Raw genomic sequence first — 11,915 nt, 5'->3', positions numbered from 1 at the left:
TCCCCCAGGTGCCCGCCTTGAGGCTCCTGGGGAGGCAGTGGGGCCGAGCCCCGACGTCACTCAGCGTGAGGCTTGCCGGCGTTCCCGCTCATATCGATCTCACCCGGGTCGACGTCGATGTCGCCGACATCATCGGGTCCACCCGTGCCGGGCAACAGAGTGACGTTGTCATCGTCGATGTCAGGATCGTCGAGGGCCGGCGAATCGCCGCCCGCGTTCTGCAGTTCCTCGGTCTCGACCGCGCTCGACGGACTGTATGACCGGTCCTTCGTGGTCTGCTCAACGTCGTTGAGGTCACCACTCGGCGTCTCTTCCACCGGGTCACCACTCGGTACGCCCTGTCCTGGGTTCAGTGTTTCATCACTCATGCGTCGAGGTTACGGGGGCGGGCCGATACCCAGAACCCCCTTGCGCTCCGGGGCTGCTTCCGCTCAGGTCGACGCGCGCGAGAGCATCAGTTCCGGTCGAGAACATCCGGCGCAACGGTTGCTTTCGACCGGAACGGATGCTTTCGGCCACCGCGGGCGCGTAACCTCACCGCGCAAATTTCCCGGCACACTTCCCGGCACGCACAAAAGGAGGGGCCGAGCGCCAGGCGCCCGAACCCCTCCTCGGGAAATCGATTAGTTGGTGCTGGCGGTGCCATCATCCGTGGTGTCCGCTGCGTCCTCGAGGACCCGTACAACCACGAATGCGTCATCGAGTTCGACGTCCGCCTGCGTGCCGTCCTCGCGGGTGATCTCGACCTCGAACGCGTGGTCGGCGTCGTCGCTGCGCTCGACGTCGGTGACGGTGCCCGGAACCTCGGCAAGCGCCGCAGCCTCAGCCTGTGCGCGCTCGTCGGCGGTCAGCGGAGTTTCAGTGGCGTCCGTTTCAGCGGCATTCGTCCCGGCATCACCGTTCTCGGTGGCATCCGTCTCTGAATCCTCGTCACCCTCATCAACCCGAACAACGGCGAAAGACTCGTCCAGAACGACCTCCACTTCGGTTCCGTCGTCGCGGGTGACCTCAACCTCGTAACCCGAACCGTCAGCCTCTGAGTCGGTCACCTTTCCCTCGCCGACCTCGTCGAGGGCTGCCTTCGACGCCTTCTCGAGCGACGAGCCGGTGAGCTGCTCATCGTTGTCGAACGGCTCGGTCACCGCGACGGCGACGCCGGTTCCTCCGAGCACGAGCACTGCTGCGAGTGCGGATCCGATCAACACTGTCTTCTTCTTCACGAGAGCCTCCTTGTGGCGTTTGCTGTGGCGTTTGTTCCACTGTGCCCGTCTCTCGCTGAAGCAGGCCTGAAGCCTCCTGAAGCCAATTTCAGGAAGGCGAAACGGATGCCGCCGACATCCTCGGGTAGGGACGATGCGCCCTGACGCCGGGCCGGGACAGGACGTTTGGCTCTATTCGCTGCCGCACCCGAAGGGATGATCGCGGGTAGTGTTTGCGGCTCTCCGACTCCGGCGGCACGCAGGCACACGGCGGGGGCTGTAGTGAGGGGGTCCCGGTCGGTCAGATGCGACCAGTTCACAGGATGTTGGGGAAACCAATGAACGCTGCACCCATTTTTAGTCGTCGCTCGATGGGACGGTTCGGTGCGTATCGAGTCCTGTTCTTGTTCGCAGCGGCCATCGCCCTGTTCGCGATGGTCCTGACGCCATTGGGCGGTGCAGCGAGGGCGTCAGTGCCTGACCCATTTCCCATCTCCGATGCCGAGCCGGGTGCGAACACGGAAATCCGAGCCACCGCCCTGGGTGCTGCCCAGAGAGTCGCGGCGTTCGCGCCGCCAACATCGTCACCGCCCGATCCGGCTGAGCCGTATCCAACCGCCAATCCGACCGGGTATCAAGCGGTGGGCAGGTACGCGGGAACGATCATCACGAGTTCGGTCGACAACCCGGCCCTGACGGCTGAGGTGTACTGCATCGAGCTCGGGGTGGAGACACAGGTTGGTGTCGGCTACGAGAGTGCAACCTGGGACGAGGCCAACGTGGCCAACATCGGATACGTGGCCTACATCGTCAATAACTACTACCCGTCCACCACCGAGCCCAGTGGGCTGACAGATAACCAGAGGGCCGCCGCCGTCCAGGCCGCGATTTGGTGGTTTACCGATGGCTACATCGTGAACACGTCTGAGCAGGTCGTGAGGGCGGCAACGGTGGCCATCGTCGAAGCAGCGCAGGCCGCGGGGCCGACGGCTCAGCCAGCCGCTCCCGATGTGACGATTACTCCGCCGACAGCCGAAGCTCCTGTGGGTTCAGCTGCCGGGCCGTTTGTTGTCGCCGCTGAGGGTGCCGCCGAGTTGACGGTATCGGTGCCGACCGGATACTCGATGTTCGCCGATGCGGCAGCGACAACCCCGCTGGCGAACCCCAGCACTGTTGCCTCGGGCACCTCCATCTGGGTGACCAGTGAAACGACGACACCGAATGAAACGACGTTGAGCGCGCGCGCCGCGGTGACCGCGCAGGGCGGGCAGATCTATGTCTATGACGGCAACGATCCCAACCTGCCGGACGCGCAGAGTGTGATTCTCGCGCGGACCACCGAACTTGAGGCCGTGGCGCAGGCGACACCCGGCTTCTTCGCAGCCGGAAGCTTGACCGTGACCAAGACCTTTGCTGGCGATGGGGTTGGACAGCAGGGCCCGATCCAGCTCCTGGTGGACTGCGGCGAAGGTTTCAGCTTTACGAGTGTCATCCCCGCCAATGCGACAGAGCCGCAAACCTTCACGTACCCCGGGATCCCGGTTGGAAATACCTGCACCGTTACCGAGCCGACGACAGGGTCGACAACCGCGGTCGAGGTGACGAGCAACACGCCACAGGAGGCGACGATCGACGCTGATGGTGAAACGGTCACCGTCGATAACACGGTCACGCTTCGGCCAGGCGATCTCACCGTCACCAAAGTCGTGACCGGAGACGCCGCCGGGCTCCAGGGCGAGATCGTGCTCGACATCGATTGCGGCACGGCGCTCGCCGAGACCGTGACGATTCCCGCCGGCACCGTCGCTGGCTCCTATGTTCAGGCATACTTCGGCCTTGCCGCCGGCACCGAGTGCACGATCTCGGAGACCAGTACCGGTGCCAGCGGGGCCGTGCTGGTTGACGCGACGGATGACGTCACGGTCGTCATTGTCCCTGGTCTGGTGGTTGACGCAACCATCACGAACACGGTCACAGAGGAAGAAACACCGGCAACCCCGGTGACCCCGTCGACGCCGGAAACCGGCGGCCAGTCCGGGTACTTGCCCCCGACGGGCGCGAACCCGACGGCGCCCCTGCTCCTGGCGGGAGGAGTACTCGCAGCTGGAACGCTCATGGTGCTGCTTGCAGCAGCGGCGTCACGGCGCCGCCCGAGGATTGTGGGCAGCGAGAAATGCTAGCGGAGAGGCTGCGGCGGATGATTCCGGCGCGCCCTCTCGTTGGTTCTCTCTCAACAAACGGATGCCGCCGGCATCCGCAGTTGAATCGAGAGCACGAGAGCACGGGACCCGGGCCCGCACGGGACATTCGCCTCTATTCGCTGCCGTAGCGACGGGGATGATCACCGTTAGTGTTCGGCGGCTCGCTGGCTCGGCTGGTCCCGGACACGACTGGCGGTTGTGATGCGGCCGTTCTGCCCGATGTGACCTGTGCACGTAACGAACCAGATGTGACCCGTTCACGTAATGAAGTTGAGGAAACCAATGAACGCCGCACCCATTTTCGGCCCTCGCTCGATCGGGCGGTTTGCGCCATATCGACTCGTGTTCTCGATCGCAGCCGTTCTCGCGATGCTCGCGATGCTCCTCATGCCCTTCGGCAACGCAGCCGGGGCCGCTGAACCTGATCCCCAGCCCGGTGGCAACTCGCCGCGAGCGTCAAACACAGAGATTCAAGTCCTCGGCCGTGGTACCGGCCAGACAGTCCAGGGGTTCCTTCCGACAACACCGACCACCCAGGACCCCACGGCGGCGTACCCCACCACTAATCCGACCACCGGCTATTCACCAGAAAACTCGTGGGCGGGAACCATCCGGACGGCATCGCTCTCCGACCCGACCCTGACGGCGGAGATGTACTGCATCAACATCCGGGTCCAGACGCAGAACGGGGTCGGATACGAAAGCGGCACCTGGGAAGAATCAACCATTCCCAACATCGGTTACGTGACCTACATCCTCAACAACTACTACCCGACCACGGACCGACCGACCGGCCTGACAAACACCCAGAAGGCCGCCGCGGTCCAGGCCGCGATCTGGTACTTCACTGATGGCTACGTGGTGGCTACCGCGCCGGGACCTTTGCGGAACGCAGTAGCGGCGATTGTCCAGGAGGCGCAGACCAACGGGCCCGTCGTGGAACCGCCCGCTCCCAACGTCACGATCACTCCGACGACAGCCGAGGCACCCGTCGGTGGAACGGGTGGTCCCTTCGTCGTCGAGGCAGATAATGCCGCCGAGTTGACTGTTTCGGTGCCCGACGGGTACGCGCTTTTCGCCGATGAGGCGGCGACCATCCCTGTGGCCAACAACAGTACGGTGCCATCCGGCACCTCCCTCTGGGTCACGAGTACCGCAACGACGGCCAACGACACGACGCTGAGCGCCCGGGCCGCTGTGACCGTGCAGCGGGGGCAGGTGTACATCTATGACGGCAACGACCCCGACCTGACCGAGGCCCAGCACCTGATTCTGGCGCAGACCACAGAGCTCGAGGCAGTGGCGCAGGCGACACACACTTTCTTTGCTGTCGGAAACCTCACGGTCAATAAGACCTTCGCGGGCGATGCTGTTGGTCAACAGGGTCCGATTCAACTCCTCATCGACTGCGGTGAGGATTACACCTACACGGCGGATATCCCTGCCAACGCGACGACGACGCAAACCTTCACCTATCCGGGAATTCCGGAAGGGAACACCTGCACGGTCACCGAGCCGACGACAGGGTCGACAACGACCGTAGAGGTGACGACCGACGCACCCCAGAGCGCGACCGTCGATGCGGACGGCGAGACAATCACCATCGCGAACACGGTCACCACCCGGCCGGGTGTGCTGAACGTGACGAAGGTCGTTACGGGTGAGGCAGCGGGCTCGCAGGAGGACATCGTCCTCAGCATTGACTGCGGTGCCGCTCTTGCGGAAACCTTCACAATCCCTGCCGGCTCTGCTGCGGGCTCCTACGTTCAGTCCTACACGGACCTTCCCGCAGGAACTTCGTGCACCGTCACAGAGACCTCAACCGGTGAATCCTCCACGGTTGTGGTCGATCCAACCGAGGCTGTGACGGTCACCATCGCACCGGGAGCCACGTCCGATGCGACAATCACGAACACAGCCACCTTCCAGCCAGGCGGTCTTCGGGTGACGAAGGTTGTCACGGGTGAGGCTGCTGGTCTGCAGGGTGAGATTGTCCTCCAGGTGAGTTGCGGGGAAGCGCTGAGCGAGACCGTCACAATTCCGGCGGGTGCGACGGCCGATTCGTATGTTCAGACTTTCAACAATATTCCGGCGAACACCGAGTGCACGGTCACCGAGACCGAGACTGGGACAACGCAAACTGCTCTGGTGGTGCCGACGGAGAACGTGACCGTCACCGTGACGCCGGGGACGATCGTCGACGCGACGATCACCAACACGGTGACCAACCAGCCGGGCAACTTGAATGTCACGAAGGTGATCACGGGCGAGGCGGCGGGTTCGCAGGAGGACATCGTCCTGAGCATCGATTGTGGTGAGGCTCTGAGTGAGACCTTCACGATCCCTGCCGGGTCTGCCGCCGATTCTTACGTTCAGTCCTACGCGGATCTGCCAGCGGGTACCGAATGCACGATTACGGAGACCGAAACCGGTGAGTCGTCCACGGTCGTGGTTGACCCGACCGAGGACGTGACCGTCACGATCGAACCGGGTGCAACCGCCGAAGCGACGATCACCAACACGGTGACGTTCCGGCCAGGTGTGCTGAACGTGACGAAGGTGATCACGGGTGATGCTGCCGGGTCGCAGGAGGACATCGTCCTGAGCATTGATTGCGGTGAGGCTCTGAGCGAGACCTTTACGATCCCTGCAGGGTCAACCGCGGATTCCTACGCCCAGTCCTACGAGGACCTGCCGTCGGGTACCGAGTGCACGATCACGGAGACCGAAACGGGTGAGTCGTCCACGGTTGTGGTCGATCCCACGGAGGACGTGACCGTCACGATCCCGCCCGGTGAAGGGGCCGAGGCGACGATCACGAACACTGTGACGTTCCGGCCAGGTGTTCTGAACGTGACGAAGGTGATCACGGGTGAGGCTGCGGGTTCGCAGGAGGACATTGTCCTGACCATTGATTGTGGTGAGGCTCTGTTAGAGACCTTCACCATCCCTGCCGGTTCCACTGCGGATTCGTACGTGCAGTCCTACGCGGATCTGCCAGCGGGTACCGAGTGCACGGTGACGGAGACGGAAACGGGTGAGTCGTCCACGGTCCTGGTCGACCCCACGGAGGATGTGACCGTGACGATCGAGCCAGGTGCGACCGCGGACGCGACGATCACGAACTCGGTGACGTTCCAGCCAGGTGGCTTGAACGTGACGAAGGTGATCACGGGTGAGGCTGCGGGTTCGCAGGAGGACATCGTCCTCACCATCGATTGTGGTGAGGCTCTGAGCGAGACCTTCACGATCCCTGCCGGATCCACTGCGGATTCGTACGTGCAGTCATACACGGATCTGCCTGCGGGAACAGAGTGCACGGTAACGGAAACGGAAACCGGGGAGTCGTCCACGGTTGTAGTCGACCCGACCGAGGATGTGACCGTCACGATCGAACCTGGTGCGACTGCTGAAGCGACAATCACGAACACGGTGACGTTCCAGCCGGGTGCTCTCCAGGTGAGGAAGGTTCTCACCGGTGAAGGTGCCGGATCCCAGGAGGACATCGTTCTCGACATCGACTGTGGTGAGGCTCTGACCGAAACCGTCACGATTCCTGCAGGGTCAACCGCGGGTTCCTACGTGCAGACGTTTACGGATCTGCCCGCGGGAACGGAGTGCACCGTCACTGAAACTGAAACTGGTGAATCATCCGCCGTTGTGGTTGATCCCACCGAAGACGTGACCGTCACGATCGAGCCGGGAGCAACCGCCGAAGCGATCATCACCAACACGGTGACGTTCCAGCCGGGCAGCCTGAGCGTGACCAAAGTGATCACAGGAGACGCGGCAGGACTACAGGGCGAGATCGTTCTCGAGATCGACTGCGGCGAGGCGCTCACCGACACCGTGACGATCCCCGCGGGTGCGACGGCCGATTCCTACGTTGAGACCTTCGACAACATTCCGGCGAACACGGAGTGCACGGTGACGGAAACCGAGACCGGTGCGACCGAAACTGTCGTGGTCGAACCGACTGATGACGTAACCGTGACCGTTGCGCCGGGAGCTACGGTCGACGCAACCATCACGAACACCGTCAGCTACCAGCCGGGTGGCCTGCGAGTGACAAAGGTGATCACCGGAGGAGCCTCCGGGCTCCAGGGCGAGATTGTTCTCGACATCGATTGCGGTGAGGCATTGACGGACACCTTCTCGATACCGGCTGGCTCGACGGCGGATTCCTACATCCAGATCTTCCAGGGCATCCCGGCAGGAACCGAGTGCACCGTCACGGAGTCAACGAATGGCGGGACCGCAGGAATCCAGGTAGCAGCGACGGATGATGTGACCGTCACCATCGCGACCGGTGCTTTCGTCGACGCAACGATCACCAACACCGTGACCAGGGAAGAAACCCCCAGTGGCGGCGGCGGTGGCTCAAGCTACCTCCCGATGACGGGTTCCAACCCGGGCATGTCCCTGCTGATTGCGGGCGGGGTGATCGCGGGCGGGCTGGCGATGATTCTGATCCGCGGCGCGGCGGTCCGGCGACGTGAATCCGCCCGCCGGAACAGTTAGAGGGTCAGCGGGCTAGTCCGGCTAGCCATGACAACGGGGCTGTAGTGGGGAAACCCATTACAGCCCCGTTCTCGGCGTTGCCTGGAGTGTGCGTTTTATTCGGGCGAAACGGATGCCGCCGGCATCCGCAGTTCGAATCGCGCACCACCCAGTTCGCTTGCGGTGACAGCGACAGACCCGCCGTGTGCAACGGCGATCTCGCGCACGATTGACAGGCCGAGACCGCTGCCGCCCGAGTCGCGGGCGCGAGCGTCGTCGAGCCGGACGAAGCGCTCAAAGATCCGCTCACGGTCGGCCTCCGGCACGCCTGCGCCGTCGTCGGAGACCGCGAGCAGTACCTGCCCGGCCGCCTCGCTCAGCTCGAACCGCACGGTTCTCGCCGCGTGACGCGCGGCGTTATCGGCGAGGTTTCGCACAGCCTGACCGAGTAGGCCCACATCGCCGAGCACCCGAGCAGGCCCGACGGCGCTGGCGTCGATCCGCAGCGACGTGGTGTCTTTGAGCCGGCGGACCTCACCGAGCACGAGGTCGTCGAGGTCGACGGGCGTGCGGTTCGGGATCAGCGTGCGCTCATCCGCCTTCGCGAGCACGAGCATCCCCTGCACGAGCCGCTCGAGCCTCGCGCCCTCGTCGAGGACAACGTCAGACAGCTCGGTCCCGCTCACCCGGTCGGGATGCGCACGGGCCACCTCGGCATACTGGCGCATCGACGCGAGCGGTGATCGCAACTCGTGCGAGGCATCCGAGATGAACCGTCGCTGGGTCTTCTGCGACGCGTCGAGCCGGTCGAGCATCCGGTTCATCGTTGCCGCGAGGCGCCCGATCTCGTCGCGTGACCCCGGGTCGGCGATCCGCCGGTCGAGGTGGGCGCTCGTCACGTCGTCGACCTCGCGGCGCATCCGTTCGACCGGCTGCAAGGCACGTCCGACGACGAACCACGTGGTCAGCGCGACAAATGCCAGAAGCACGGGCAGGGCGATCGCCAGCAGCTGGATGACCGTTTCCGTGGTTTCGCCGACGTCGCCGACGCTTCGACCGGTCACAATCGTGAGGTCGTCCACCTCAGTTGCGACGGCGATGAACCGCTCAGAATCTCCGGGCTGGGTCACTGTTTCGGCCTCGCCGCGCGGCGGAACCGCCACGGCACCAATGTCGGCGGCGTTCTCGCTTGCCGCCAGAACGCGGCCCGACGTGGCGATCACCTGGAAGAAAGCCTCATCGTCGTCGAAGCCGGCGAGGAAGTCTTCGGTCGTCTGGGTCACCGGGTCGTCGCTGCTGTCGGAGTCGTCATCGTCGTCGTCGGAATCGTCAGGTGACGGGGCATCCGGTGTGGTGGCATCCGTTGTCAGCGATTCAAGGCCGGATGCCTCCACCCGGTTGACGAGGTCGCTGAGGGTTTGCTCGGCCCTCCCCTGCACACCCTCGCGGAGTGACCCCTGCAACAAGGCGATGAACCCGGCGGCGCCGACCAGGAGCGCGACGGCGACAATGGCGGTCGCGGCGAGGACGATGCGGCTGCGGAGCGAGAGCCGTCGGCGCGCGGGCGAGTCAGCCACCGTTCGCCGCCAGCCGGTAGCCCGCACCGCGCAGGGTTTCGATGGCCTCGCGGCCAAACGGACGGTCGAGTTTGTTGCGGAGGTGCCGTACGTAGACCTCGACGATGTTCGGGTCGCCCTCGAAGTCGAAGTCCCACACGTTGTCGAGTACCTCGCGCTTCGACACCACGGTGCCGAGATTGCGGATGAGGTACTCGAGCACGGCGAATTCACGGCTGGTCAGGTCGATCGGAGCGTCACCGCGCCAGACCCGACGGGCGGCCGGATCCACCCGGATGTCGCCCGCCTCGAGCACGACGGGGCGCTCTGCGGCACCGCGGCGCATCAGCGCGCGCACGCGGGCGAGCAGGATCGCGAAGGAGAACGGCTTGGTGAGGTAGTCGTCTGCACCGGTATCGAGTGCCTCGACCTGGTCCCATTCGCCGTCCTTGGCGGTGAGCATGAGGATGGGCGTCCAGTTCTTGTCGGCGCGCAGGGTCTCGCAGACGCGGTAGCCGCTCATGCCCGGCAGCATGATGTCGAGGAGGATCACCGAGTACTGGTTTTCCCGCGCCAGCCAGAGCCCGTCGGTGCCGGTTTCGGCGACATCGACCGCGAAGCCCTCGGCCTCAAGCCCACGCCGGAGCCCGTCCGCGAGCCGCTTTTCGTCTTCGACCACGAGTATCCGCATGCCGATCACCTCCCCGGCCATTCTGCCGGAGCACGGCTGAAGCGGCGCTGAAGCTGCCGCCGAAGCCGAGTGTGCCGGGCAGGCCCGTGGCTTCGGGAGGTAGAAGTCTGGGTCCGTCGACGTGTGGGCCTTGGGTGGCCGGTTCTTCCTCCCGAAACACCGCGGAAGGGGTACTGGCTTCGGCTCGGCACCAGGCCGTAGAGAGTCAGCCCGGGGCGGGGGCGGCGAACTCGGGCCGAGGCCCTTCACGGGGCGGAGCGGTTGGGGCGGCTGGTTTGGGGAGGGAAAAGGTGGGGTCCGTCGACGTAGGGGGCGTGGGTGGCCGGTTCTTCCTCCCGAAAACCCGCAGCGACCCGGCGGTGGTGGCACCAGGCGCGGTGACCCGGCGGTAATGGCGCCTAGCGCGCGCGGCGACCGGGCTGGGGCCGCTTCGCCGGGGGCGGTGGGTTTTGGGGAGGATTAAGGCTGGGCCCGTCGAGGTATGGGCCTTTGGGGGCCGGTTTTCCTCCCGAAGCACACCGGACCGCCGGGCGGTCCCGACCTTTTCGCTCAGGGCGTGAACACGGTCGCCTCGCTCACAGATTTTCTCGGTATCGTGAGTCAGCAGATTTCCCGATTGAAAGCGAGCGGATGCCAGACAGCCCGATCTCGGCGACGCCATACGAGGTGCTCGGTGTGAGTCCGACCGCCGACCAGGACGAACTTCGGCGCGCGTACCGCAGGCTTATGCGGGAGACCCACCCCGACACCGGTGGCAGTGCTGCCCGGTTCACGGCGGTGCAGGTTGCCTGGGAGCGGATTGGAACGGCAGAGGGCCGTGCGGCCTATGACCGGGGACGCGGCAGCGGATCCTCGAACGGGGAGACCCACCCCACCTGGTCGGCATCGGCCGCGAAACCCCAGCCAGACTCGCGCCCTCGGGCGCGCTCATACGGGCACCCCGGCGGCTGGCGCAGGGAACGCTACCTCCGGCTCATGCGGGAGTGGACCGGTCGTGGCGTCGAGGCGGACCCGTACGACCCGGCTCTCGTGCGCACCGCTCCGCGCGAGCTCAGGCATCTCCTCGCCGATGCGCTCGCCGAGGAAGCCACGGCACGCAGCCTGGCCGACCTTGGCCTCGGCTTCACCGTCTGGCACGACGTCGCAACCGGCGCTCCCGACGAGAAAATCGACCACATAGTGCTCGGTCCGACGGGGCTCTTCGCTCTGCTGTCGGAGGACTTCGGTGGCCCGGTGAAGGTCAAGCGCGGCGAACTCATCGGTGAGGCCGTTGCCGGCGAACGTCCCATGCACGACCTGGCCGCCCGCGCCAAGGTCCTGTCCCGGTCGCTTCGGGCGCGTTTCACAGCGCTGGTGATAGTGCTCCCGGATGACGCGATCGAGGAGTCCGTCGTCGAACTCGGCTCGAGCCGCGGCGCGGTGACCCTCGCTGTGCGTTCGTCGTACCTGCCCGGGCTGCTGCGCAATGGCCTGCCCGGTATGGATCGCGCCGGCGGAAACGAACTGTTTGACGTGCGAACGAGGCTGCAGAACGGCATCCGCTTCGTCGAATAGTCAGCGAGAAGCGCCGCGATCGCGATGCCTGACAGCTGCTAGAGGGGCACCTACCCCCTGCAGGTGCCCACTCGTCCAGCACGGCGGGCGTGAACGCTCCGCCTTCTCTTTCCCCCGAAAGAGACCGGATCCGACACTGCCGGAGGACGCAGTCTGCACATTCCCCGTTGCGCGGTCCGGTTTCAACATAACCGGGATGAGCAACGCCCGCAAA

At 65.0% G+C, this 11,915-nt stretch carries 7 protein-coding genes; 3 read left to right on the top strand and 4 right to left on the bottom strand.

Going from position 1 to position 11,915, the window contains the following annotated elements; genetic code table 11:
• Positions 1-56 precede the first annotated feature (56 nt).
• A complete protein-coding gene (locus AC1X6S_RS14675; protein ID WP_483406493.1) occupies positions 57-368 on the bottom strand; it encodes a hypothetical protein in 312 nt (103 codons plus the stop codon).
• Between the two features lie 255 nt (positions 369-623).
• Positions 624-1,220, bottom strand: coding sequence for a PepSY domain-containing protein (locus tag AC1X6S_RS14670; RefSeq protein WP_483406492.1), 597 nt, complete (start codon positions 1,218-1,220; stop codon positions 624-626).
• A gap of 317 nt (positions 1,221-1,537) precedes the next feature.
• Between AC1X6S_RS14670 and AC1X6S_RS14665 the strand changes: the two genes are divergently transcribed.
• The gene (locus tag AC1X6S_RS14665; RefSeq protein ID WP_483406491.1) at positions 1,538-3,379 is read left to right on the top strand and encodes a DUF5979 domain-containing protein; all 1,842 of its coding nucleotides are present in this window, start codon (positions 1,538-1,540) and stop codon (positions 3,377-3,379) included.
• 303 nt (positions 3,380-3,682) lie between these two features.
• Positions 3,683-7,921, top strand: a complete 4,239-nt coding sequence (locus AC1X6S_RS14660; RefSeq protein ID WP_483406490.1) for a DUF5979 domain-containing protein — start codon at positions 3,683-3,685, stop codon at positions 7,919-7,921.
• Positions 7,922-8,016: 95 nt separating this feature from the next.
• Here the strand turns inward: AC1X6S_RS14660 and AC1X6S_RS14655 are convergent, their stop codons facing one another.
• The gene (locus AC1X6S_RS14655) at positions 8,017-9,477 is read right to left on the bottom strand and encodes a sensor histidine kinase (RefSeq protein ID WP_483406489.1); all 1,461 of its coding nucleotides are present in this window, start codon (positions 9,475-9,477) and stop codon (positions 8,017-8,019) included.
• A complete protein-coding gene (locus AC1X6S_RS14650; RefSeq protein ID WP_483406488.1) occupies positions 9,470-10,147 on the bottom strand; it encodes a response regulator transcription factor in 678 nt (225 codons plus the stop codon). Before AC1X6S_RS14650 ends, AC1X6S_RS14655 begins: the two co-directional genes overlap by 8 nt.
• A 630-nt stretch (positions 10,148-10,777) precedes the next feature.
• On the opposite strand from AC1X6S_RS14650, the gene AC1X6S_RS14645 reads away from it, so the two are divergent.
• Positions 10,778-11,701 (top strand): J domain-containing protein, encoded by a 924-nt coding sequence (locus AC1X6S_RS14645; RefSeq protein WP_483406487.1) that lies wholly within the window; start codon positions 10,778-10,780, stop codon positions 11,699-11,701.
• Positions 11,702-11,915: the final 214 nt, after the last annotated feature.

This window comes from Mycetocola sp. Y442, assembly GCF_056898615.1.
This window is presented reverse-complemented; position numbering and strand designations above follow the sequence as displayed.

Excerpts from the sequence above, each read along its gene's own strand:
- AC1X6S_RS14650 (WP_483406488.1), bottom strand. The coding sequence starts at position 10,147 with ATGCGGATACTCGTGGTCGAAGACGAAAAGCGGCTCGCGGACGGGCTC.
- AC1X6S_RS14645 (WP_483406487.1), top strand. The coding sequence starts at position 10,778 with ATGCCAGACAGCCCGATCTCGGCGACGCCATACGAGGTGCTCGGTGTG.
- AC1X6S_RS14660 (WP_483406490.1), top strand. The coding sequence starts at position 3,683 with ATGAACGCCGCACCCATTTTCGGCCCTCGCTCGATCGGGCGGTTTGCG.
- AC1X6S_RS14665 (WP_483406491.1), top strand. The coding sequence starts at position 1,538 with ATGAACGCTGCACCCATTTTTAGTCGTCGCTCGATGGGACGGTTCGGT.
- AC1X6S_RS14675 (WP_483406493.1), bottom strand. The coding sequence starts at position 368 with ATGAGTGATGAAACACTGAACCCAGGACAGGGCGTACCGAGTGGTGAC.